General features: G+C 73.1%; 18 protein-coding genes. 13 read left to right on the top strand and 5 right to left on the bottom strand.

All coding sequences use genetic code 11. The features are described from left to right. Positions 1 to 39: 39 nt before the first annotated feature. The 4 genes from ACGF5U_RS08330 (at position 40) to nudC (ending at position 10,073) form a co-directional block, all read left to right on the top strand. A complete protein-coding gene (locus ACGF5U_RS08330; protein WP_392712559.1) occupies positions 40 to 3,693 on the top strand; it encodes a UvrD-helicase domain-containing protein in 3,654 nt (1,217 codons plus the stop codon). A 354-nt stretch (positions 3,694 to 4,047) separates the two neighbouring features. After that, a complete protein-coding gene (locus tag ACGF5U_RS08325) occupies positions 4,048 to 7,653 on the top strand; it encodes a UvrD-helicase domain-containing protein (protein WP_392712561.1) in 3,606 nt (1,201 codons plus the stop codon). 10 nt (positions 7,654 to 7,663) lie between these two features. Further along, positions 7,664 to 9,070, top strand: coding sequence for a dipeptidase (locus ACGF5U_RS08320; RefSeq protein ID WP_392712563.1), 1,407 nt, complete (start codon positions 7,664 to 7,666; stop codon positions 9,068 to 9,070). A gap of 55 nt (positions 9,071 to 9,125) precedes the next feature. Then, positions 9,126 to 10,073 carry an NAD(+) diphosphatase gene (nudC, locus tag ACGF5U_RS08315; RefSeq protein ID WP_392818347.1) on the top strand — a complete coding sequence of 316 codons (948 nt, stop codon included), beginning with the start codon at positions 9,126 to 9,128 and terminating at the stop codon, positions 10,071 to 10,073. A gap of 168 nt (positions 10,074 to 10,241) precedes the next feature. On the opposite strand, the gene ACGF5U_RS08310 is transcribed toward nudC, so the two are convergent. Next, the gene (locus ACGF5U_RS08310; protein WP_392712566.1) at positions 10,242 to 10,499 is read right to left on the bottom strand and encodes a mycoredoxin; all 258 of its coding nucleotides are present in this window, start codon (positions 10,497 to 10,499) and stop codon (positions 10,242 to 10,244) included. A 152-nt stretch (positions 10,500 to 10,651) separates the two neighbouring features. Here ACGF5U_RS08310 and ACGF5U_RS08305 point away from each other — a divergent pair, with 152 nt between their 5' ends. The 5 genes from ACGF5U_RS08305 to ACGF5U_RS08285 all read left to right on the top strand — a co-directional run bounded on the left by ACGF5U_RS08305 (position 10,652) and on the right by ACGF5U_RS08285 (position 14,531). Then, positions 10,652 to 12,838, top strand: a complete 2,187-nt coding sequence (locus ACGF5U_RS08305; RefSeq protein WP_392712568.1) for an ATP-dependent DNA helicase UvrD2 — start codon at positions 10,652 to 10,654, stop codon at positions 12,836 to 12,838. 168 nt (positions 12,839 to 13,006) lie between these two features. Beyond that, positions 13,007 to 13,348 (top strand): hypothetical protein, encoded by a 342-nt coding sequence (locus ACGF5U_RS08300; RefSeq protein ID WP_392712570.1) that lies wholly within the window; start codon positions 13,007 to 13,009, stop codon positions 13,346 to 13,348. Positions 13,349 to 13,517: 169 nt separating this feature from the next. Further along, on the top strand, positions 13,518 to 13,886 hold the full coding sequence (locus ACGF5U_RS08295; protein WP_392712572.1) for a WhiB family transcriptional regulator: 369 nt from the start codon (positions 13,518 to 13,520) through the stop codon (positions 13,884 to 13,886). Then, entirely contained in the window at positions 13,883 to 14,209 is a 327-nt protein-coding gene (locus tag ACGF5U_RS08290; protein WP_392712574.1) for a hypothetical protein, read from the top strand. The genes ACGF5U_RS08295 and ACGF5U_RS08290 overlap by 4 nt, the downstream gene beginning before the upstream one ends. A 124-nt stretch (positions 14,210 to 14,333) precedes the next feature. Then, entirely contained in the window at positions 14,334 to 14,531 is a 198-nt protein-coding gene (locus ACGF5U_RS08285) for a hypothetical protein (protein ID WP_392712576.1), read from the top strand. A gap of 121 nt (positions 14,532 to 14,652) precedes the next feature. On the opposite strand, the gene ACGF5U_RS08280 is transcribed toward ACGF5U_RS08285, so the two are convergent. Both ACGF5U_RS08280 and ACGF5U_RS08275 read right to left on the bottom strand, forming a co-directional pair. After that, positions 14,653 to 16,023, bottom strand: coding sequence for an ABC1 kinase family protein (locus tag ACGF5U_RS08280; protein ID WP_392712578.1), 1,371 nt, complete (start codon positions 16,021 to 16,023; stop codon positions 14,653 to 14,655). A gap of 64 nt (positions 16,024 to 16,087) precedes the next feature. After that, complete coding sequence (locus ACGF5U_RS08275; protein WP_392712579.1) at positions 16,088 to 17,227, bottom strand: ThiF family adenylyltransferase; 1,140 nt, start codon at positions 17,225 to 17,227, stop codon at positions 16,088 to 16,090. A 268-nt stretch (positions 17,228 to 17,495) separates the two neighbouring features. Here ACGF5U_RS08275 and ACGF5U_RS08270 point away from each other — a divergent pair, with 268 nt between their 5' ends. From ACGF5U_RS08270 to ACGF5U_RS08255, 4 genes are all read left to right on the top strand, one after another. Continuing rightward, complete coding sequence (locus tag ACGF5U_RS08270) at positions 17,496 to 18,086, top strand: M48 family metallopeptidase (RefSeq protein ID WP_392712581.1); 591 nt, start codon at positions 17,496 to 17,498, stop codon at positions 18,084 to 18,086. A gap of 108 nt (positions 18,087 to 18,194) precedes the next feature. Further along, complete coding sequence (locus tag ACGF5U_RS08265; RefSeq protein ID WP_392712583.1) at positions 18,195 to 19,904, top strand: TerD family protein; 1,710 nt, start codon at positions 18,195 to 18,197, stop codon at positions 19,902 to 19,904. A 14-nt stretch (positions 19,905 to 19,918) separates the two neighbouring features. Continuing rightward, a complete protein-coding gene (locus ACGF5U_RS08260; protein ID WP_392712584.1) occupies positions 19,919 to 20,599 on the top strand; it encodes an AIM24 family protein in 681 nt (226 codons plus the stop codon). A 19-nt stretch (positions 20,600 to 20,618) separates the two neighbouring features. Beyond that, complete coding sequence (locus ACGF5U_RS08255) at positions 20,619 to 21,374, top strand: AIM24 family protein (RefSeq protein ID WP_392712585.1); 756 nt, start codon at positions 20,619 to 20,621, stop codon at positions 21,372 to 21,374. A gap of 191 nt (positions 21,375 to 21,565) precedes the next feature. On the opposite strand, the gene ACGF5U_RS08250 is transcribed toward ACGF5U_RS08255, so the two are convergent. Together ACGF5U_RS08250 and ACGF5U_RS08245 are read right to left on the bottom strand one after the other, a co-directional pair. Continuing rightward, positions 21,566 to 22,090, bottom strand: a complete 525-nt coding sequence (locus tag ACGF5U_RS08250; RefSeq protein WP_392712586.1) for an NUDIX hydrolase — start codon at positions 22,088 to 22,090, stop codon at positions 21,566 to 21,568. After that, a complete protein-coding gene (locus ACGF5U_RS08245) occupies positions 22,087 to 23,478 on the bottom strand; it encodes a zinc-dependent metalloprotease (protein WP_392712587.1) in 1,392 nt (463 codons plus the stop codon). The genes ACGF5U_RS08250 and ACGF5U_RS08245 overlap by 4 nt, the downstream gene beginning before the upstream one ends. Positions 23,479 to 23,631: the final 153 nt, after the last annotated feature.

Raw genomic sequence — 23,631 nt, 5'->3', positions numbered from 1 at the left:
CCCTCACCACCAGCACACCCACCAGGACCGGCGATCCACGTGAGTTCCTCCTCCACCACCCGGCGTACGCCGTACCACGAACAGGTACGGCCGGGGGTCCCGGGCGCCTACCGACTGGTGCGTACCCCGCCGGTTCCGGTCGATCCCCCTCTGCTGGACGCAGCGCAACGCGCGGTGGTTGACCACCCGGGCGGCCCCCTCCTGGTGCTGGCCGGGCCGGGCACCGGCAAGACGACGACGCTGGTCGAAGCGGTCGCGGCACGGATCGCGCGCGGCACCGACCCGGAACGGATCCTCGTCCTCACCTTCAGCCGCAAGGCCGCCGTGGAACTCCGCGACCGGATGACGGCACGCCTGCACGGCGAACGGAGCCCGCAGGCCACCACCTTCCACTCCTTCTGCTACGCGCTCATCCGCGCCCACCAGGACGCCGACCTGTTCGCCGAACCGCTGCGCCTGCTCTCCGGACCCGAGCAGGACGTCGCCGTCCGCGAGCTGCTCGCCGGGCAGCTGGACCTGGAACGCCAGGGCCTGGCCCGGATCCGCTGGCCCGACGAACTGCGGGCCTGCCTGACCACACGCGGCTTCGCCGACGAGGTACGCGCGGTGCTCGCCCGCTCGCGCGAGCTCGGCCTCGGCCCGCGCGCCCTGGGCGCCTTCGCCGAGCGCACCGGCCGCCGCGACTGGTCGGCGGCGGCCGGATTCCTCGCCGAGTACCTGGACGTCCTCGACATGCAGGGCGTCCTCGACTACGCGGAGCTGGTCCACCGGGCCGTCCTGCTCGCCTCCCGGCCGGAGGTCGCCGCACGGCTCACCGAGGGGTACGACGCCGTGTTCGTCGACGAGTACCAGGACACCGACCCGGCGCAGGTCCGGCTGCTGCGGGCGCTGGCCGGACACGGCAGGACCCTGTACGCGTTCGGCGATCCCGACCAGTCGATCTACACGTTCCGGGGCGCCGACGTGAACGGCATCCTCGACTTCCCCGAGACGTTCCGCACGACCGGCGGCGCACCGGCTCCGGTGGCCGTGCTGACCACCTCCCGCCGCTCGTCCGCCGCGCTGCTGTCCGCCACGCGGCTGCTCACCGCCCGGATGCCGCTGACGCGCCTGCCCGCCGCCAAGGTGCGGGCCCACCGGGACCTGGCCGCCGTACGGGACGGCGGGCGCGTCGAGACGTACACCTTCCCGACCGCCTCCACGGAGCTCGACAACATCGCGGACATCCTGCGCCGTGCCCACCTGGAGGAGGGCGTTCCCTGGCACGACATGGCGGTCCTGGTACGCGCGGGCGGCCGCACCCTGCCGAGCGTGCGCCGCGCCCTGACGGCGGCGGGCGTCCCCGTGGAGGTGGACGGCGCCGACGTCGCGCTGCGCCACGAGCCGGCCGTGGCGCCACTGCTGACGGCCCTGCGCGCCACGGCTACGGCCGCGCTCCCGCAGCCCGTGCCGGACACCGCCGATGACGCCGACGTCACCGGTGACGCCCCCGCGGCCGGGGCCGCCGCCGACGGGGCCCACGCCGCCGGTGACGCCCACGCGGCCGACGCCGCCGACGCGGCCCGGGACACCACTGAGCTCACCCCCGGCTCCGAGCCGGACGCCGCCCGCGACCCCGACACGGCAGCAACCGGCCCCGAGCCCGACCCCGACCACGGCCCCGAGCCCGACCACGGCCCCGAGCCCGACCACAGCCCTGGCCCCGACCCCGAATCCGAGCCCGACCCCGAATCCGAGCCCGACCCCGAATCCGAGCCCGACCACGGCGCTGACCCCGACCTCGAGCCCGACTACGGCCCCGAGCCCGACCACGGCGCGTCGTGGCTCGACACCGAGACCGCGCTGACGCTCCTCACCTCGCCCCTCGGCGGGATGGACGCCGCCGACCTGCGGCGCCTGGGGCGTGCCCTGCGCGACGAGGAGCGGGCGGGCGGCAATCCGTTCCCGGCACCCTCCGACGTCCTGCTCGCCCGTGCGCTGGCCGAGCCCGAGCGGCTCGCCGTGCACGACCCGTCCCACGCGCGCGGGGCGCAGCGCCTGGGCGCGCTGCTCCGCGACACCCGCCGCCTCCTGGAGCGCGGCGGCACCGCGGAGGAGGCCCTCTGGCTCCTCTGGGACGGCACCCCCTGGCCCGGCCGTCTGCAGCGCGCGGCGCTGCGGGGCGGCGCCGGCGGCCGCAACGCGGACCGGGACCTGGACGCCGTGTGCGCCCTGTTCGAGACGGCAGCCCGTGCGGAGGAGCGCACCGGCGGGCGCGGCGCGCTCAACTTCCTCGAAGAGCTCGAAGCCCAGGACATCGCCGCCGACACCCTGTCCCGGCGGGCGGTCCGCGCGGACGCCGTCCGCGTCATGACCGCGCACCGCTCCAAGGGCCTCGAATGGGGCCTCGTCGTGGTCGCCGGCGTACAGGAGGGCCTCTGGCCCGATCTGCGGCGCCGCGGCTCCCTCCTGGAAGCGGACCGCATCGGCGGCGACGGGATCGCGGAACCGCTGACACCCGGCGCCCTCCTCGCCGAGGAGCGCCGCCTGTTCTACGTGGCGGCCACCCGGGCTCGCGACCGGCTCGTCGTCACGGCGGTCAAGGCGCCCGCCGACGACGGCGACCAGCCGTCCCGCTTCCTCACCGAGCTGGGCGTCGAACCGAAGGACGTCACCGGCAGGCCCCGCCGCCCCCTCGCGGTCTCCGCGCTGGTCGCCGAGTTGCGGGCGACGACCGTCGACCCCGACGCGTCCCCGGCGCTGCGCGACGCCGCGGCCCGCCGGCTCGCCCGGCTCGCCGCGCTCACCGACGACGAGGGCCAGCCCCTCGTCCCCGCCGCCCACCCGTACCGCTGGTGGGGCCTGTACGACGCGACGCACTCCACCGTGCCCCTCCGCGACCGGGACCGGCCGGTGGCGCTGTCCGGCAGCGCCCTGGACCAGCTGGCCAACACCTGCGCGCTCCAGTGGTTCCTCGGCCGTGAGGTCAAGGCGGACGCCCCCGCCACCGCCGCCCAGGGGTTCGGCAACGTCGTGCACGTCCTCGCCGACGAGGTCGCGTCCGGCCGTACCCCCGCAGACCTCGCCGTGCTCATGGAACGCCTCGACTCGGTGTGGGAGGCGCTCGCGTTCGACGCCCCCTGGAAGTCCGCGCAGGAGAAGGAGCACGCGCGCGTGGCGCTGGAGCGGTTCCTGCGCTGGCACGTGATGGACCGCGGCGGCCGCGCGCCCGCCGCCACCGAGCACGACTTCGACGTCACCCTGGAGGCGGGCGACTACGAGGTGCGGATCCGGGGTTCCATGGACCGCGTCGAGCAGGACGAGCAGGGCCGCGCCTACGTGGTCGACTTCAAGACCGGCAAGCAGACCCCCACCAAGGAGGAGGTCGCCCACCACCCGCAGCTCGCCGTCTACCAGCTCGCCGTACGGGAGGGCGCCGTCGACGACGTCTTCGGCGGCGTCCGCCCGGAACCCGGTGGAGCCGAACTCGTGCACCTGCGCCAGGCCGCCCCCAAGAAGGAGGGCGGCGACGCCCATCCGCGCGTGCAGGCGCAGGAGCCCCTGGAGGGGGAGTGGGTCGGCGACCTCCTGGTGACGGCCGCCGGCCGCGTCCTGGACGAACGGTTCACCCCGAGCACCGGACAGCACTGCGAGAACTGCGCCTTCCGCGCCTCGTGCAGCGCCCGCCCCGAAGGCCGCCACATCGTGGAGTGAACCGGGGGGGGGAACGAACCGGGCGGTGACGCGGGGATCGAACGGGCGGTGCATCACGTGGAGTGGACCGGCCGCGTGGAACGGACCTGCCGCGCGGAGTGGACCGGCCGCGTGGAACGGACCTGCCGCGCGGAGTGGACCGGCGGTGGCCGCGAGCCGCCCACACACCGGCGGTGGCCGCGAGCCGCCCACACACCGGCGGTGAGCCGCCCACACACCGGCCGCGAGCCGCCCACACCGGCCGCGCACCCAGGTCGGCCGAGCCGCCGACGCCGACCGGGAGCCGCACCCGGGTCGGCCGGGAGCCGCCCAGCTCGGCCGGGGCTGTCAGTGGCCCCGGTTAGCCTTCTCCAGGTGACCGCACGCATCACCGACCCCGAGCAGCTCAAGGAGCTCCTCGGCATCCCGTTCACCCCGGAGCAGACGGCCTGCATCACCGCGCCGCCCGCCCCGCAGGTCATCGTGGCCGGAGCCGGCTCGGGCAAGACCACGGTGATGGCCGCCCGGGTGGTCTGGCTGGTCGGTACGGGGCAGGTCGCACCCGAACAGGTCCTCGGGCTCACCTTCACCAACAAGGCGGCGGGCGAACTCGCCGAACGGGTCCGTACCGCCCTCGTCCGCGCCGGTGTCACCGACCCCGACGTCATCGACCCCGACAACCCGCCGGGCGAGCCGCGCATCTCCACGTACCACGCCTTCGCCGGACAGCTCCTCACCGACCACGGCCTGCGCATCGGCCTGGAGCCGACCGCACGGCTCCTCGCCGACGCCACCCGCTACCAGCTCGCCGCGCGCGTCCTCCGCGAGGCCCCGGGACCGTACCCGGCGCTCACCAAGTCGTTCCCGACCCTCGTCAGAGACCTCCTCGCCCTCGACGCCGAGCTCGCCGAGCACCTCGTGGCCCCCGCCGACCTCCGCGCGTACGACACCGGACTGCTCGCCGCCCTGGAGACCGTCCGGCTCGGCAACGCCGACCTGCGGAAGATCCCCGAGGCGGCCGCCGCCCGCCGTGAGCTGCTGGACCTGGTCGTCCGCTACCGGTCCGCCAAACGCGACCGGGACCTGCTCGACTTCGGCGACCAGATCGCCCTGTCCGCCGAGCTCGCGCTCACCCGGCCCGAGGTCGGCACGATCCTGCGCGACGAGTTCCGCGTCGTCCTCCTCGACGAGTACCAGGACACCTCCGTCGCACAGCGGCTGCTGCTCGCCGGGCTCTTCGGGCAGGGCAGCGGGCACCCCGTCACCGCCGTCGGGGACCCCTGCCAGGCCATCTACGGCTGGCGCGGCGCGTCCGTCGCCAACCTGGACGACTTCCCCGAACACTTCCCGTACGCCGACGGGCGCCCCGCCTCCCGCTTCGCGCTCAGCGAGAACCGGCGCAGCGGCGGCCGCCTCCTCGACCTCGCCAACGGCCTCGCCGCGCCGCTGCGCGCCATGCACGCGGGCGTGGAGGCCCTGCGCCCCGCGCCGGGCGCCGAGCGCGACGGCATGGTGCGCGTCGCGCTGCTGCCCACCCAGGCCGAGGAGATCGACTGGCTCGCGGACTCCCTCGCCCACCTCGTCCGCACCGGCAAGGAGCCGGGTGAGATCGCCGTCCTGTGCCGTACGGCGTCCGACTTCCCCGCGATCCAGGCCGCCCTGGTCGCCCGTGACGTGCCGGTCGAGGTCGTCGGCCTGTCCGGGCTGCTGCACCTCCCGGAGGTCGCCGACCTGGTCGCGGTCTGCGAGGTCCTCCAGGACCCGGGGGCCAACGCCTCCCTCGTCCGGCTGCTCACCGGGCCGCGCTGGCGGATCGGCGCCCGGGACCTCGCCCTGCTGGGCCGGCGCGCCCGCCTCCTGGTGCACCGCTCGCGGGACGACGCGGACGCGGACGCGGACCAGCGGCTGGCCGCCGCCGTGGAGGGTGTCGACCCGGCCGAGATCGTCTCGCTCGCCGACGCCCTGGACACGTTCCTCGACACGGGCGGCACCCCGCGCGCGGGCGGTGCCCCCGGCGGCGGCACCAAGGACGACGGGCTGCCGTTCTCGGCCGAGGCACGCGTACGGTTCGCGCGTCTCGCGGCCGAACTGCGCGACCTGCGCCGCTCCCTCGCCGACCCCCTCATGGACGTACTCCACCGCGTCCTCGCCACCACCGGCCTGGAGGTGGAGCTGTCCGCGTCGCCGCAGGCCCTGGCCGCCCGGCGCCGCGAGACCCTGTCGCACTTCCTCGACATAGCCGCCGGATTCGCCTCCCTCGACGGGGAGGCGACCCTCCTCGCCTTCCTCGGCTTCCTCCGCACGGCCGCCCAGTACGAGAAGGGCCTCGACAACGCGCTGCCCGGCGGCGAGAACACCGTCAAGGTGCTCACCGCGCACAAGTCCAAGGGCCTGGAGTGGGACGTCGTCGCCGTGCCCGGCCTGGTGGCCTCGCAGTTCCCCAGCACCCGGTCCCGCGAGGCGTGGACCGCCCAGCCCCAGGTGCTGCCGCACGCCCTGCGCGGCGACGCCGCCACCCTGCCGGCCGTCGACACCTGGGACGCCAGGTCCCTGAAGGCGTTCAAGGACGCCATGAAGGACCACCAGCACACCGAGGAGCTCCGCCTCGGATACGTGACGTTCACCCGCCCGCGCTCCCTGCTGCTCGGGTCCGCCCACTGGTGGGGGCCCACCCAGAAGCGCCGCCGGGGACCGTCCCCGTTCCTCCAGGCGCTGTACGACCACTGCGCGGCGGGACACGGCGAGATCGAGGCATGGGCCGACGAACCCGAGGAGGACGCGGAGAACCCGGCCCTCCTGGCGGCCGCCTCGGACCAGGCGTGGCCGCTGCCCCTGGACGCCACGTCGCTGGCCCGCCGCCGCGCGGCGGCCGACACGGTCCTCGCCTACCTGGAGTCCCCGCCGGAGCCCGCGGGCGGGCACGGTGACGGGGCGGGCGAGCGGGACGACGCCCCATGGCCCGACGACGCCCCGCAGGCCGGGCAGGACCGGGACCCCGCGCGCGACCCGCACGACCCGCGCGACCCGCACGGCCCGGACGACCTGGCCGGTTTCTGGCCCGACGACGAGCCGGACGCCCCGTGGCCCGACGACGAACCGGACGCCCCGTGGCCGGGCGAGGAGGACGCGCCCTGGCACGAGGACAGCCCCGAGAAGCCGCCGCCCGCCCACGACCCGGGCGCCCACCCCGTACCCCACCAGCGGCGGGCCGCCCCCGCGCCGGTCCCCGGTGCTCCGCGTCCCCGGCAGGGCGGTCTCACGCCCGAGGAGGCCAGGGCCGTCACCTCCTGGGACCGCGACCTGGAGGCCCTCACGGGCGAACTGCTCAGGGCCAGGGCCACCACCCGGGACGTGCCGCTGCCGGTGTCGCTGTCCGCGTCGCAGCTGCTGCGTCTCGCCGCCGACCCCGACGGCTTCGCACAGGAGCTGGCCCGCCCCATGCCCCGGCCGCCGCAGCCCGCCGCACGGCGCGGGACCCGGTTCCACGCGTGGGTGGAGGCACGGTTCGAGGACGTGCCGCTGCCGATGCTCGGCCCCGACGAGCTGCCCGGGGGCGAGGTGTTCGCCGACGAACCGGAGATCGCCGACGAGCGGGACCTCGCCGCGCTCAAGGAGGCATTCGAGAACACCCCGTACGCCCACCGCACGCCCCACCGCGTCGAGGCGCCCTTCGAGCTCGTGCTGGCCGGCCGGGTGGTCCGCGGCCGGATCGACGCCGTCTACCGGGACCCGGACACCGGCGCGTACGAGATCGTCGACTGGAAGACCAGCCGTTCGCGCACCGCCGATCCGTTGCAGCTCGCGGTCTACCGGCTCGCCTGGGCCGAACAGCACGGGCTGCCGCCCGACGCGGTCACGGCCGCGTTCGTCTACGTACGCACGGGTGACGTCGTCCGCCCGGAGCCGCTGCCCGGCAGGGCCGAGCTCGAAAGCGTCCTGCTCGGTGAGACGGCAGACGAGACGACCCTCGGCGCCGGATAGGCTCAAGAGTATGAGCGAGACCCCGGACAGCGCCGTCCACACCGTACGTACGTACATAGCCCGGCACCGTGCAGCCTTCCTCGACGATCTCGTGGAGTGGCTGCGCATCCCGTCCGTGTCGGCGCAGCCGGAACACGCCCCGGACGTGCGGCGCAGCGCCGACTGGCTCGCCGCGGCGCTGAAGGGCACGGGTTTCCCGGTCACGGAGGTCTGGGAGACCGAAGGCGCACCGGCGGTGTTCGCCCACTGGCCGTCCGACGATCCGGACGCGCCGACGGTCCTGGTCTACGGCCACCACGACGTACAGCCCGCGGCCCGCGATGACGGCTGGGACACCGAGCCCTTCGAGCCGGTGATCCGGGGAAACCGCCTCCACGCGCGGGGCGCCGCGGACGACAAGGGGCAGGTGTTCTTCCACACACTCGGCGTCCGCGCCCACCTCGCCCTCTCCGGCCGTGAGACGCCCGCCGTCAACCTGAAGCTTCTCGTCGAGGGTGAAGAAGAGTCCGGCTCGCCGCACTTCCGGGAGCTGGTGGAACGCCACCGGGACCGGCTCGCCGCCGACGCCGTGATCGTCTCCGACACCGGCATGTGGTCCGAGACGACCCCCACCGTCTGCACCGGCATGCGCGGGGTCGCCGACTGCGAGATCGAACTGTACGGCCCCGACCAGGACATCCACTCGGGTTCCTTCGGCGGCGCCGTGCCGAACCCGGCGACGGTCGCAGGCCGCCTGGTCGCGGCCCTGCACGACGAGCACGAGCGCGTGACGATCCCCGGCTTCTACGACGGCGTCACGGAGCTGACCGGCGCCGAGCGCGCCCTCATCGCCGAGCTGCCCTTCGACGAGGCGGCCTGGCTGGCCACCGCCAAGTCCCGAAGCACCCTCGGGGAGGCCGGCTACTCCACCCTGGAGCGGGTCTGGGCCCGCCCCACCGCCGAGGTCAACGGCATCGGCGGCGGCTACCAGGGACCCGGGGGCAAGACGATCGTCCCCGCGTCCGCCCAGCTGAAGCTGTCCTTCCGGCTGGTCGCGGGACAGGAACCGGACAAGATCGAGTCGGCCGTACGGGACTGGGTCGCCGCCCGCGTCCCGGCCGGCATCCGCCACGAGATCACCTTCGGCGCGCCGACCCGGCCCTGTCTGACCCCGCTCGACCACCCGGCCCTCCAGGCCGTCGCCCGCTCCATGAGCCGCGCCTTCGACGGCGCGAAGATCCGCTTCACACGCGAGGGCGGGTCGGGACCGGCGGCCGACCTCCAGGACGTCCTGGCCGCACCCGTGCTGTTCCTCGGTGTCTCCGTACCGTCCGACGGCTGGCACGCGCCGAACGAGAAGGTCGAACTGGATCTGCTGCTCAAGGGCGTGGAGACCACCGCCCACCTGTGGGGCGAACTGTCCGCCGCACTCCGTTGAAGACGCTGAAGAGACGCTGAGAGACACCCATGACCCGGGGGAGTTGGAAGCACCAGTGAGCACCATCGGCAACGAGGTCGGCTACCGCCCGATCAGCCTCACCGTCCCGAGCGGTATCGACCGCGCGGCGCACCACCGTCTCGACGAGGCGTGGCTGGCGGCCGCGTGGAGCCACCCGACGACGCGTGTCTTCGTGGTCTCCGGCGGTCAGGTCCTGATCGACGACACGCCGGACGGGCGCACCGAGCTCGTCATGACGCCGGCGTTCGAGGCACCCGTCACCGAGACGCACCGCTACTTCCTCGGTACGGACGCGGACGGCGTGAGCTACTTCGCGCTCCAGAAGGACGCCCTGCCGGGCCGTATGGACCAGTCCGCCCGCCCGGCCGGTCTGCGGGAGGCGGGGCTGCTGCTGTCGCCGCGCGACGCGGGCCTGATGGTCCACGCGGTGGCCCTGGAGAACTGGCAGCGGCTCCACCGCTTCTGCTCCCGCTGCGGCGAACGCACGGTGATCGCGGCCGCGGGGCACATCCGCCGCTGCCCGGCGTGCGGCGCCGAGCACTACCCGCGCACCGACCCCGCGGTGATCATGCTGGTCACGGACGAGGACGACCGGGTACTCCTGGGCCGCCAGGTGCACTGGCCGGAGGGCCGCTTCTCGACGCTCGCCGGTTTCGTGGAGCCGGGCGAGTCGATCGAGCAGGCGGTGATCCGCGAGGTCTTCGAGGAGGCCGGTGTCACGGTCGGCGAGGTCGAGTACATCGCCAGCCAGCCGTGGCCCTTCCCGTCGAGCCTGATGCTGGGCTTCATGGCCCGCGCCACCTCGTCGGAGATCAACGTCGACGGCGACGAGATCGAGGAGGCCCGCTGGTTCTCCCGCGAGGACCTGCGCTCGGCCTTCGAGTCCGGCGAGGTGCTCCCGCCGTTCGGCATCTCGATCGCGGCGCACCTGATCGAGCTCTGGTACGGAAAGCCGCTGCCCAAGCCCGGCACAGCGGCCTGAGAAGGGCCGGCACCACCGGATCTGCCCGAACAACCGGATCGTCCCGAACAACCGGATCATCCGGAACAAGCGGATCGGCCGAAAAGCCGGAACAGCCGGAACAGCCGGAACAGCCGGAACGCCCCCTCGCGCCGATGAGGCGTAAGGGGGCGTTCCGGTCGTCGGGCCTCAGCTGGCCAGGGCCTGCTGCACCTGGGCCAGGCTGGGGTTCGTCATAACGACGTTCTCCCCGCCGGCGTGCGGCGTGACCAGCACGGTCGGGACGGTCTGGTTGCCGTTGTTGGCCTTCTCGACGAACGCGGCCGACTCGGGGTCCTGCTCGATGTTGATCTCGGTGTACGCGATGCCCTCGCGGTCCAGCTGGCTCTTCAGCCGGCGGCAGTAACCGCACCACGTGGTGCTGTACATCGTGACAGTGCCCTGCATCGTCTCGCGCTCCTCGGATTTCCGTCGGGGGTGCCTTCTCGCACCAGCAGAACGTACGTGACGGCCCCGCCATTCCCGTATAAGTACGACCGGCGGCCCCGCCCTGTGGACAGCCGCCGCAGCCGCCCCGGGCGACCTGGCAGCATGGCAGGGTGACAGCAGCAACGCACTCCACTCTCTTCCCGCAGGTCCCCGAGACCGTCGACGCGGTGCTCGACGGGCTCGACCCCGAGCAGCGCGAGGTGGCGACGGCCCTCAGCGGGCCGGTGTGCGTACTGGCCGGCGCCGGCACGGGCAAGACCCGTGCGATCACCCACCGCATCGCGTACGGAGTGAGGTCCGGCATCCTCCAGCCGAGCAGTGTGCTCGCCGTCACCTTCACCAACCGGGCCGCCGGCGAGATGCGCGGACGGCTCAGGCAGCTCGGCGCGAGCGGTGTCCAGGCCAGGACGTTCCACTCCGCGGCCCTGCGGCAGCTCCAGTTCTTCTGGCCGAAAGCCGTCGGTGGCGAGCTGCCCCGGCTGCTGGAGCGCAAGGTCCAGCTGGTCGCCGACGCGGCGGCCCGCTGCCGGCTCCGCCTCGACCGCACCGAGCTGCGGGACACCACCAGCGAGATCGAATGGGCGAAGGTCACCCAGACCGTGCCCGCCGACTACCCCGCCGCCGTCGCCAAGGCCCAGCGCGACGCCCCCCGAGACCCCGCCGAAATCGGCCAGATCTACTCCATGTACGAGCAGCTCAAGCGGGACCGCGGCCATATCGATTTCGAGGACGTGCTGCTCCTCACCGTCGGCATCCTCCAGGACCGGCACGACATCGCGGAGCAGATCCGCCGCCAGTACCAGCACTTCGTCGTGGACGAGTACCAGGACGTCTCCCCGCTCCAGCAGCGTCTGCTGGACCTGTGGCTCGGCGACCGGGACACCCTGTGCGTCGTCGGCGACGCCAGCCAGACGATCTACTCGTTCACCGGTGCCACCCCCGACCACCTGCTGAACTTCCGCACCCGCCATCCGCACGCGACCGTGGTGAAGCTCGTCCGCGACTACCGGTCCACCCCCCAGGTCGTCCACCTCGCCAACGGCCTGCTGAATCAAGCCACGGGCCGGGCGGCCGAACACCGTCTGGCGCTGATCTCCCAGCGCGAGCCCGGCCCTGAGCCCGTCTTCACCGAGTACGGGGACGAACCCACCGAGGCCGAGGGCACCGCCCGCCGTATCCGCGAACTGATCGCCTCCGGCGTCCCGGCCGGCGAGATCGCCGTGCTCTACCGGATCAACGCCCAGTCGGAGGTCTACGAACAGGCCCTCGCCGACGCCGGCGTCCCCTACCAGCTGCGCGGCGCCGAGCGCTTCTTCGAGCGCCAGGAGGTACGGGAGGCCGGCGCGGCCCTGCGCAGCGCAGCCCGCTTCGGCGGCAACGACGCGCTCCTGGACGACGTCGTCGACCTGCCGTCCCAGGTGCGGGCCGTACTGTCCACCAAGGGCTGGACGACCGAGCCCCCCGCGGGATCCGGAGCGGTCCGGGACCGCTGGGAGTCCCTCGCAGCGCTGGTCCGTCTCGCCGAGGACTTCGCCCGCGCCAAGCCCGGCGCGACCCTCGCCGACCTGATCGCCGAGCTGGACGAGCGGGCCGCCGCCCAGCACGCGCCGACCGTCCAGGGCGTCACCCTGGCCTCGCTCCACGCCGCGAAGGGCCTGGAATGGGACGCGGTGTTCCTGGTCGGCCTCACCGATGGCATGGTGCCGATCACCTACGCCAAGACCGACGAGCAGATCGAGGAGGAGCGGCGCCTGCTCTACGTCGGCGTGACCCGCGCCCGGCGCCACCTGTCCCTGTCCTGGGCACTGTCCCGGGCGCCGGGCGGCCGGGCCTCGCGGCGCCCCACCCGGTTCCTCGGCGGCCTGCGGCCCGGTTCCGCCCCGCGCGGCACCCGGGCATCCGGCGGCGCCGGCGGTGTCGAGCGCGGCGGCGGCCCCGCCCCGGAGCGGGCCCGGCGCCGCAGGGGCCCCGTCCGGTGCCGGGTGTGCGGCACGACCCTCACCGCCGCCGGTGAGATGAAACTGATGCGCTGCGAGGACTGCCCCTCCGGCATGGACGGGGCCCTGTACGAGCGGCTGCTCGCCTGGCGCGCCGACCGCGCCCGTTCGCTGGGCCAGCCCGACTACTGCGTGTTCACCGAGAAGACACTCATGGCGATCGCCGAGACGGTGCCGGCCACGGACGGCGAGCTCGCCTCCATCGCGGGGGTCGGCATCCGCAAGCTGAACCGCTTCGGCGCCGATGTCCTCGCCATCTGCGCAGGTCAGGACGGTGCGGACGCCGCAGACGAGGACTGATCGAAACTCGTCGGAAAAATAGTTTGCGCCCGCCCCAGTAGTCCCCATAGGTTCTTAACCACGAACAGCGGCTTCATGGAAGCCCTGTCCTCGTGCTGTACTTATCCGAATACGCGCGGGACCGGTTCCGACCGGTTCCCCCCGAGACGCCGAGAGGAGGCGATTCCAGTGATCAGCATCAACACCAGCTTCGTCAGCACCGCCAAAATGACCGATCGCTCGGTCGTCTCCGCCTGCACTCGCGGCCTCGGCATCTCCGGTTCGGCGTTCATCGGCTCCGGCATTCCCGGTTTCGCGGCCGTGCGTCCGGCGTCCCTCCTGGCGGCTCTCCCCGCCCTGGAGCGCAATGAGCGGCCGGCCAAGGCACTGGAAGCGGGAGTAGCAGCGGCAGAGGCCCAGGCCTATGCCTTTGCGGCGACCGGTGCCGAAACCAAGACGAAGACGCAGCAGCACCAGCACCACACGATGTGGGCCTTCCGCGGGCTCGAACCCTGGAGTGATCCAGCCTGATCCACGATCAGGCCGGCGCCTTCAGGGCCGCGGAACCCCACCCGGGATCCGCGGCCCTTCTGTTTTGCCCGAACGGGCGGAACGGAGCGAAGGGGCCTCGGGACAAGCAGAACCCGGTACCAGCCCACCGGCCAACAGGCCGGACCGACAAGACGAGGAAAAACACACCGTGCAACTCGAAGCGCACGCCCCGTCCGTACCGCCCTCCGAAACGATCCCCCCGCCCGGCCTCACGAAGGACCCCGAGTTGACCGCCCTCACCGCGCTGACCGCGCTCGACGACGCCATCGAGAACCTCGGCGTACCCGTCCCCTGCCGCTCCTACGACCCGGAGGTCTTCTTCGCCGAGTCGCCGGCCGACGTCGAGTACGCCAAGTCCCTCTGCCGCACCTGCCCGCTCATGGCCGCCTGCCTCGAAGGCGCCAAGGAGCGGCGCGAGCCGTGGGGCGTCTGGGGCGGTGAGCTCTTCGTCCAGGGTGTGGTCGTCGCCCGCAAGCGGCCCCGTGGTCGCCCGCGCAAGAACCCGGTCATGGCATGAACGCCGCCGGAACCATCGACCGTCCCCTCACGCACGATCCCAAGAAGCAGGCCCCGATGACCTCTTCCCCGAGCGAGCTCTCCGGCTCCGCCATCCCAGCTTTCACCACCACCGTCGGCGCGAACACCGCGCGTCAGAACAGGACCCGCGAAATGCAACTCATCCCAGAAGCCCTGGCCCGTGCGCATATGCACGAGCGACTGCGACAGGCCGACGCCGAGCGCGCGGGCCTGCGCCTGGTCGCGGCACGGCGTATGCAGCGGCGCGCCGAGCGCGCCTCGATGCGTGCCCGCCGTGCGCTGGCCATGGCCGTCATGCAGTGATGCCGCAGGGCGGTGCCCAGCACTGAACCCACCTGGCGAACAGCCGCGGGGGCCGGTCCGAACGGACCGGCCCCCGCGGTGCGTTGTGCGCGGCAACCGGGCCCGCCGGAGTTATCGTCTCGAGGTGAACGAGCGGACTTCCGACCCCGAGCGGCCGGGATCACAGCGTGTCGTGTGCTCCGGCTGCGGCAAGACGGCCGACGACCTCCCGGTGACCTGGACCTGTTCCGTGGAGAACGGCCAACGGCACTACTTCTGCGACGACTGTGCCCGCGCCCACATCAGGTCCATCGAGAGCAGACTCGACTCCGCCTGGTGGTGACGGCCGGCACCCGGCGATGACGGGCCGACCGCGTCCCACCCCACCGAGTCCCCCGACCGCGTCCCCCCCCGACTGCGCCCCCGACCGGGTCGCACCTGACCGCGTGCCAGCCGACCGTGTGTCATGCCGGCGCGTCCACCGCTTCCGGTTCCGCGTCGATGTCCTCATCCGGCAGGAACCCCGGCAGCCACGCTTCGAGCTCATCCCTCAGCCGCACCGTGCAGTTCAGCTGGCACAGCACTCCGATGGTGCTCAGTGTCACCCGGTGTATCAGCAGATACGACGGCGGCAGATTGAGCCGCTTGCCCAACTGGTACGCGGGGGAGCGGGGGTCCCCGATCCTCGCGGCCTGCGTACGGATCCAGCCCCGGGTGAACGTGAACGCGTCGACCTGCGCCGGCTCGATGATCGGCAGCAGATACTCCAGCACCGCGTCCGGGTCCAGGTCGATGCTGTCCTTGACGAACCCCTCGTCGCGGAGCAGCTCGTACACGGTCTCCGCCTCACCCTCCAGGGTCATCCGCAGACAGGTGCCGATGGTCTCCGGAAGGCCACCCGGAAGCCGGTCCACGGTGCCGAAGTCCAGCACACCCAGCCGGGCCGGTGCCCCGTCCTCGCCCGGCAGCAGCCGGAAGTTCCCCGGGTGCGGATCCGCGTGCAGCAGCCCCGTCCGCGCCGGCCCCGAGAACAGGAACCGCGCCAGCAGCTGCCCCGCCTGGTCGCGCTCCTCCTGCGTACCGTCCGCGATGACGTCCGCCAGCGGTATCCCGTCGATCCACTCGGTCACCAGCACCTGCTCGGACTGGTGCACCACATCCGGCACGACCACATCGGGGTCGTCGGCGAACTCCGCAGCGTGCTCCCGCTGCGAACGGGCCTCCAGACCGTAGTCCAGCTCCTCCGTGACCCGGTCGCGGAGCTCGGTGATCAGCGGCTTGACGTCCATGCCGGGGATGAGCGGGCCGAGCAGCCGGGCGAACCGGCTCAGCTGGGCCAGGTCCGACAGCAGCGCTTCACCCGCCCCCGGGTACTGCACCTTCACCGCGACCTCGCGCCCGTCGTGCCACACCGCACGATGGACCTGCCCGATCGACGCCGCCGCGGCGGGCTTCTCCTCGAACTCCAGGAACGACTGCCGCCAGTCCTCGCCCAGCCGTTCCTCCAGCACCGCGTGCACCGTACGGGTCGGCATCGGCGGCGCCGCTTCCTGCAGTCTGGTCAGCGCCGCCCGGTACGGCCCGGCCACCTCCTCGGGCAGGGCCGACTCGAAGACGGACAGCGCCTGCCCGAACTTCATCGCGCCGCCCTTCAACTCGCCGAGCACCTTGAACAGCTGCTCCGCCGTGCGCTGCTGGAGCTCACGTGCGACGATCTCGGCCGACTTGCCACCGATCCGTTTGCCGAGCCCCCAGGTCGCCCGCCCCGCGAAGCCCAGGGGCAACGCGGCCAACTTGGCGGTGCGGGTTACCGCCTTTCGGGGAAGATCCGACATGCGCCCCTCCAAATCCCAGCCTGCCGTGCCGCGTTCGTCCTCGGCCTGACTCCGGTGACGGCGGTTACCCGGCCATTGTGTCCTGCCCCGTTCCGACGCCGGAGGCGCGCTCCCCCTCGGTGCCGCCCGCGGCCCCGCACGGGCAGTCCCCATGGGGTGAGATCCGCTCGACCGACCAGTCCAGCAGCGGCAACGCCGCCTCCGACCGCGCGCCCGTGCTGGCCGGGAGATCCCCGTCCAGGAACGCCAGCGCGTGTGCGGCCGCCGCACCCGCCACCGCCGACGCGAGCCCCACGTCACAGGCGGGTACCGGATCGCGTCTGCCCGAGCGCCACTGCGCCAGCATCCGCGGCCACGCCGGGTCCCGGTCCGTCCGGCCCAGCTCCAGGCAGCGTGCGCACGCCGTACCCCCGGGCAGCACCAGCGGGCCGACCAGCCCCGTCGCCTCGACCACCCCCGCGTACAGGTGCGGCGTCCCCGTGGCCACCCAGCCGTCGGCGGTCACCGGATCCGGGGCGTACGCCGCGAGCCCGTCACGCGGAGCCACCACGACCAGCGAGAGCCCCGGCTCCCGGCCGCCCGGCACCGTCCCGGCCCGGGGCGGGCGACCGCCGGGCGCCGAGCGGTTCACCAGCTGCCGGGCCGCCGTGTCCCGCCGCTCACCGACCGCCTCCGGGGGCAGCCCGCCCGGTGCCACGTCCCACGGCTCCACGCAGCCGCCGTCCAACACCTCCACCCGGCCGATCCCCGCCGCCGACAGCAGCGCCGCGACGCTCGCGCCCACCCGGCCCGCACCCCGCACCTGCACCCGCATGCCGCCGCGCGCCGTCAGACGCCGTATCGCACCGCCCGGCTCGCGATGCACCACCGAGAGCGACGCCAGGTCGGCGCGCAGCCGGTCCAGCGCGCCGTCCGGTCTCCGTGACGGGGCGGCCGGCGGGTCGCCGGCCGCCCTGTCGTCCAGCAGCCCCGCGTCCGCCAGCCGCGCCAGCAGCGCCTCCAGCCGGCCGTCCGGGAGGCCGAGCGCCCGTGCCTCCTCGCGCAGCAGCGCCAGCCCCCGCGTTCCGTCCACCAGGGACAGCAGGCTGCCCGTCGTGGTGTCCACCGGGCCGACGACCACCGCGTGCGCCGGTGTCGCCCCGAACTGGACGTACTGCAGATTCCGCCAGGCGCGCCGCAGCGCCGGCTTCACCGTCGGATGCATATCCCGCCCCCGTGCTCTCGATCCCCGTCGCGATCCCGCCCCGTCGCGTTCTCGCCCCGCGCGCCGATCTCGACCGTTCCGCTCACCGATCTCGGCCGTCCCGCTCGTGCTCTTTCACCGTCAGAATGCGGTGCGCGGGCGATTCGCGCGGAAAGTTGTCCACAGGGCCGGGGTATTAGTCGTTCAAATGGTGCAGGCTGTGGACGGATGCTGCGCGAACCCTCCCGGAGGCGGGACTTCCCCCGTGGACAGCGGGTAACGTCGAAGCGTGCCCGCCGACCCACAGCGCAGCCCGACCACCAGTCCGATCCGTGGCGCCCAGACCCCCCGCGGACCAGGGACGACCGCGGTCGAGGTGCGCAGGAGTTCACGGCGCAGCAGGACGGTCTCGGCCTACCGCGAGGGCGACCGGACCATCGTCCTGATCCCCGCCCGGATGTCCGAGGCGGAGGAGCGGCGCTGGGTCGACGTCATGCTCGACAAGCTCGCCGCCCAGGAGAGCAAGCGCCTCATCGGCGACTCCGAGCTGGCCGAGCGCGCCGAGCGCCTCTCCGCCCAGTACCTGGAAGGACGGGCGACACCGACATCGGTGCGCTGGGTCACCAACCAGAACACCCGGTGGGGCTCCTGCACGCCCATGGAGGGCAGCATCCGGCTGTCGCACCGGTTGCAGGGCATGCCCGAATACGTCGTCGACTACGTACTGCTGCATGAACTGGCGCACCTTCTGGTGCCCGGTCACGGGCCGAGGTTCTGGCGTCTGCTGGAGGCGTATCCGCGCACGGAGCGGGCGCGCGGGTATCTGGAGGGTGTCGTCGCGGCCGACCGGCTGCCGCACCTGCCGGTCGCCGAGGGGTGAAATTCACCGATCGTGTACCGACTCCGTACCGACTTGGTCGGTTGTCGTCGGCAGCCGTTAGCCTGGCGCGACGCAATCACATGTCGGGATGGGGGACGGTCGTTACGCATGCCCAGGGAATTCCAGCGTGGCCACAAGGCCAAGATCAGTGATCTGACTCCCGGGACGGATCTGTACGTCGGTGTGCAGATCGCGGCTCCCGGGTTGAGCTTCGACATCAGCTGTTTCGGCCTCGACGCCGAAGAGCGGCTCTCCGACGACCGGTATTTCATCTTCTTCAACCAGCCGAAGTCCCCCGAGGAGTCCATCCAGCTGCTCGGCGCGCAGGCCGGGGACACGGAGTCGTTCCGCGTCACCCTCGACCGCGTCCCGGCCAACATCCACAAGCTCTCCTTCACCGCGACGATCGACGGTGCCGGGCAGATGTCCCACGTGGGCCCCGGGTACATCCGTATCGTCGCGGGCGGTGAGGAGGTAGCCCGGTACGCCTTCGACGGTTCGGAGTTCAGCACCGAGCGCGCGGTGATGCTCGGTGACTTCTACCTCAAGGACGTCTGGCGGTTCGCCGCCGTCGGCCAGGGCTTCGACGGCGGACTGGAGGCGCTGCTCAGGAACTTCGGCGGCGAGGTCCTCGAGGAGGAGCAGCCCGCGCAGCCCGCGCCCTCCGCCGCGGCGCCCGCTCCCGCGTTCGCACCGCCGCCCGCCCAGGCCGCCCCGGCCGCCCCCGCGGCACCGGCGCCCGCGTTCGGCGCGCCCACGGTGCCGCAGCAGCCCCAGCCGGCCCCCGCGTTCGGAGCCCCCACGGCCCCTACGCCGGCCCCCACGACCCCCGCGCCGGCCCCCATGGCCCCCGCGCCGGCTCCTGCTCCGGCGCCCGCCCCCGTACAGCAGCCGATGCACGCGGCGCCCACCATGGCCGCCCCGATGGCCCCGGCGGCGCCCACCCCGCCCGTGGCGCCCACCCCGCCGCAGCCGTCGCCGTACGGTCAGCAGCCGGGGTACGGCCAGGTGCCCGGACAGACACCGCCGTACGGGCAGCCTGCCCCGGCCCCCTACGGCCAGCCGCAGTTCGGTCAGCAGCCGCCCCAGGGCATGCCCTACGGAGGGATGCCGCCCGCCGGAACGCCGCACGGCGCGCCCCATGGCGCCCCCCAGGGGCCGGGTCTGGCCGCCGCCCTCCAGAAGTACCGCGAGGCGCCCACCGGGCAGCGCTGGACCTCGCAGAACCCGCAGCTCATGCGTGTCGACCTCGCCATGGGAGAGGTGCCGGTCCTGGCCCGCCAGGGCAGCATGGTGATGTACCAGGGCAAGGTCGAGTTCGGCTACAAGGGCGCCGGCTTCGCGGGCCGGATCGTCGGCAACGCGACCGGCCAGGAGATGCAGCTCATGCGCTGCACCGGCCGGGGCCAGGTCTTCCTGGCCGAGAACGGCGCTCAGCTCCACCCGATCGAGCTGCAGGGCGACGGCATCTGCGTATCCGCCGAGAACGTCCTCGCCTTCGACGAGTCGCTGCACCACGAGGTGCGGCGCATCGAGGGCCACGGCATCCCGGGAGGCGCGCTGTTCACGATGCTGTTCCAGGGCACCGGAACGGTCGTCGTGAAGACCCAGGGCGTGCCGGTCGTCCTGCCCGTCACACCGACCACGTTCGCCGACTGCAACGCCGTCGTCGCCTGGTCGGCCGCGTCCCAGGTGATCCTGTCCAGCCAGGTCAGGCTGCGCCGCAACGCCTACCCGGGCCACAGCGGAGAGACCGTCAACCTCCAGTTCCGGGGAGCCCCCGGCAACTTCATCGTCGTCCAGCCGTACGAGGTCTGAGGGAGCCCGAAGACATGAACCAGCAACTCGCGGGCTTCGCCCCGACCCCGGCCGCCGCCCGGATGGAGAACCACGGCTCGGCCATGCTCAAGGTGGCGATGGCCTCAGGCCAGGACCTCTTCGCCCGCACCGGCTCGGTCGTCGCGTACGAGGGCTTCATCCAGTACGAGCCCAACCCGCCGGCCGTGCGCCAGATCGCCTCCCAGTGGGTGACGGGCGAGGGCGCGCCCCTGATGAAGTGCTCCGGCGACGGACTGCTCTACCTCGCCGACTACGGCGCCGATGTCGTCGTCGTCAACCTGAACAACGACGCGCTGTCCGTCAACGGCACCAATGTGCTGGCCTTCGACGCCCACCTCCAGTGGGGTGTCGAACGGGTCAAGGGCCTCGCCAAGTTCGCCGGGCAGGGCCTGTGGAACGTCCAGATCGCGGGCACCGGCTGGGTCGCCCTCACCTCGCGCGGGACCCCGATCGTGGTCGACTGCGGGCGCGGTGACGACGAGACGTACGTCGACCCCGACGCGCTCGTCGCCTGGTCGCCGTCGCTGAAGGTGAAGGGCAAGCGCAGCTTCAAGGCGTCCTCCCTCATCGGGCGGGGCAGCGGAGAGGCCTACCAGATGGCCTTCTCGGGCCAGGGCATCGTCGTCGTACAGCCGAGCGAGGACAGTACCGACCGCCTGCGGGTCCGGAACTGAGGGGGAGCGAGAACACACCATGCAGAGCCCGCTTTTCAGCTACACGGAACAGCAGAGCCAGGAGCGGTACGTCGTCCAGAACCCGCAGCTCCTGCGGGTCGCCCTCACCGGCCACGACGACGTCCTCGCCCGCAAGGGCGCCATGGTCGCCTACCAGGGCCTGATCGACTTCGACGGCGAGTACCGCACGGACGGCCAGCGGCGCGCCCGCGCCCACACCGGCGAGGGACTCGACCTGATGCGCTGCTCCGGGCAGGGCACGGTCTACTTCGCCAACCTGGCCCAGTACATCCATGTCGTGGACGTGGACCAGGAGGGGCTGACGGTGGACAGCGCCTATGTCCTGGCGCTCGACTCCACCCTCCACACCGAGGTCATCGCCGTGGACAGCCAGTACGGCATCTCCGGCTCCGGCAAGTACCAGCTCAACATCTCCGGCCGGGGCAAGGTCGCGCTGATGACGTCGGGACAGCCGCTGATGATGCAGGTCACGCCGGACAAGTACGTCAACGCCGACGCGGACGCGATCGTGGCCTGGTCCTCCGGGCTGCGCGTCCAGATGCAGGCCCAGACGCACTCGTCGAACGTACGGCGCCGCCGCGGCAGCACCGGTGAGGGCTGGGAGCTCAGCTTCCTGGGCCAGGGCTTCGCGCTGGTCCAGCCCAGCGAGGTGATGCCGCCGCAGAACGCGGCGATCGGGCAGGGCCTCGGCGCCCAGTTCGGCGTCGGGCAGCAGGGTGCCCACGCGCAGAACCAGAACAACGCCTGGAACTAACCACCGGAGGCTGTGAGGGGCGGTCCGCCACGGCGGTCCGCCCCTGACTCCGTTCCGGCACGGGCCGTAGCACGTGCCGTACGGCCTTCGCGGGCCGTAGGGCACCCACAGGGCCCCGCAGGGCTCCCGTAGGGCTCTCGTAGGGCTTCCAGAGGGCCCCCCTTTCCCGGGCCCCCCGCGGGCGCGGCACGTCAGAGGGCGGCGCGGGCCGCCTCCACCAGCCGTACGACCGACGTGTCGGCCACGGCCGCCACCTCGTCGTAACCGAACCAGCGCAGGTCCAGCGACTCGTCGCTGATCGCCGCCACCGCGCCGGACGGGGCGACCGCCACGTACTGCACGTCCAGGTGCCAGTGGCACGGCGCCGGAATCGGGTGCCGGTCCAGCCGCGCGGGACCGCCCGGCAGCAGCGCCAGCCCCGGGATCCCGGACTCCTCCGTCGCCTCGCGCAGCGCCGCCTCGGCCACGGTGGCGTCCCCGGGCTCGCAGTGGCCGCCCATCTGCAGCCACATCCCGAGCTTCCGGTGCAGGGTCAGCAGCACCCGGCCCCGGTCCGGGTCGATCACCAGCGCGCTGGCCGTCAGATGCCCGGCCTCGCACGCCTTCCACATCCCGTCCGGGTGAGCCGCCAGGTGGTCCAGATAGGTCTGCCGCAGCTCTTCCTGACCGTCCTCGTACGCCTTCAGTACGCGGACGGCGTCGTCGTGCAGGCTCACTTGTCGGTGTCGTCCTCGCCCTGGTTCCGGTCGTCCCGCCCGGCCGCTTCCCCGAGCATCTTGTCGATCTCCGAGAAGTCCAGGTGCTCCCGGTGGACGAAGCCGTCCGGATCGTCCAGGTCGGAGGCGGTGGGCAGCATGTCCGGGTGCCCCCACAGGCCGTCCCGCCCGTCGACGCCCCGCGCGTCCGTGAGCGACGCCCACAGCCGCGCGGCGTCCCGCAGCCTGCGCGGCCGCAGCTCCAGACCGATCAGCGTCGCGAACGTCTGCTCGGCCGGGCCACCGGAGGCCCGGCGCCGGCGCAGGGTCTCCCGCAGGGCACCCGACGAGGTGAGCCGGTCCTTCGAGGCCTCGTGCACCACCGCGTCGACCCAGCCCTCGACCAGCGCGAGCGCCGTCTCCAGACGGGCCAGCGCCGCCTTCTGCTCCGGGGTGTCCTCCGGCTGGAACATGCCCTGCTGAAGCGCCTCCTGCAGCTGCTCGGGGTTCGACGGGTCCAGCCGGCCGACGGCGTCCTCCAGCTTCGACGTGTCGACCTTGATCCCGCGCGCGTACCCCTCGACGGCACCGAACAGGTGCGAGCGCAGCCACGGCACATGCGCGAAGAGCCGCTGGTGGGCGGCCTCCCGCAGCGCCAGATACAGCCGCACCTCGTCCTTCGGCACGCCCAGGTCCCTGCCGAACGCCTCCACGTTCAGCGGGAGCAGGGCGGCCTTGCCGGCCGGGCCCAGGGGCAGACCGACATCGGTCGACCCGACCACCTCGCCCGCCAGGACGCCCACGGCCTGGCCGATCTGCTGGCCGAACATCGCGCCGCCCATGGAGCGCATCATCCCGATCAGCGGGCCCGCCATGGCCTGCATCTCCTCGGGCAGCACATCGCCCATGGCGGCGCCGACCCGCTCGGCCACCGGGTCGACCAGCTGCTGCCACGCGGGCAGCGTCGCCTCGACCCACTCCGCGCGGCTCCACGCCACGGCCGTGTTCGCACCGGACGGCAGCGAGGTGACACCGTCCAGCCACAGGTCGGCCAGACGCACGGCCTCCTCGACGGCGGCCCGCTCGGCGGGACCCACACTGGCGTCCTTGGTGCCGTCGGACGTGCCCTGGGCGACCGTCTGGCGGGCGATCTGCTTGGCCATGTCCCAGTTCACGGGACCGCCCTCGTAGCTCAGCATCTGGCCGAGCTGCTGGAAGGCGGCACCCAGGTCGGACGGGTTCAGCGAACCGAACATCGCGGCGAACGGATTGTCGGCGCCGCCCTGGCCGCCGCCCGGCAGACCGCCGAACCCGAACGGGTTGCCACCACCCTGGGGCCGCTTCTTGCCCTCGTCGCCGTCGTCCGGCTCCTCCGGCGGAACGCCGAATCCGAATGGGGTGTCACTCACGGGTTTCCTCGGCTCGTAGGGCCGCCGGCTCCTGCCGACGGCGGTTGCCCGACATCACACCCAGCGTAGACATCCGGGCCGGACTGGGGCTCGGTGCTCCACTGACGCATCGCCTGCGGCAGGATGGACGCCACCTGGTACGCACGCGTCCTT

The sequence above is a fragment of the Streptomyces sp. NPDC047886 genome (assembly GCF_043204435.1).
GTDB lineage: Bacteria > Actinomycetota > Actinomycetes > Streptomycetales > Streptomycetaceae > Streptomyces.
Note: the sequence above shows the minus strand (reverse complement) of the source record. Positions and strands in the feature narration are given on the sequence as shown.

Bases quoted from the DNA above. Each gene is read 5' to 3' on its own strand.
- ACGF5U_RS08320 (WP_392712563.1), top strand. From the start codon at position 7,664: ATGAGCGAGACCCCGGACAGCGCCGTCCACACCGTACGTACGTACATA.
- ACGF5U_RS08310 (WP_392712566.1), bottom strand. From the start codon at position 10,499: ATGCAGGGCACTGTCACGATGTACAGCACCACGTGGTGCGGTTACTGC.
- ACGF5U_RS08290 (WP_392712574.1), top strand. From the start codon at position 13,883: ATGAACGCCGCCGGAACCATCGACCGTCCCCTCACGCACGATCCCAAG.
- ACGF5U_RS08280 (WP_392712578.1), bottom strand. From the start codon at position 16,023: ATGTCGGATCTTCCCCGAAAGGCGGTAACCCGCACCGCCAAGTTGGCC.
- ACGF5U_RS08275 (WP_392712579.1), bottom strand. From the start codon at position 17,227: ATGCATCCGACGGTGAAGCCGGCGCTGCGGCGCGCCTGGCGGAATCTG.
- ACGF5U_RS08265 (WP_392712583.1), top strand. From the start codon at position 18,195: ATGCCCAGGGAATTCCAGCGTGGCCACAAGGCCAAGATCAGTGATCTG.
- ACGF5U_RS08260 (WP_392712584.1), top strand. From the start codon at position 19,919: ATGAACCAGCAACTCGCGGGCTTCGCCCCGACCCCGGCCGCCGCCCGG.
- ACGF5U_RS08255 (WP_392712585.1), top strand. From the start codon at position 20,619: ATGCAGAGCCCGCTTTTCAGCTACACGGAACAGCAGAGCCAGGAGCGG.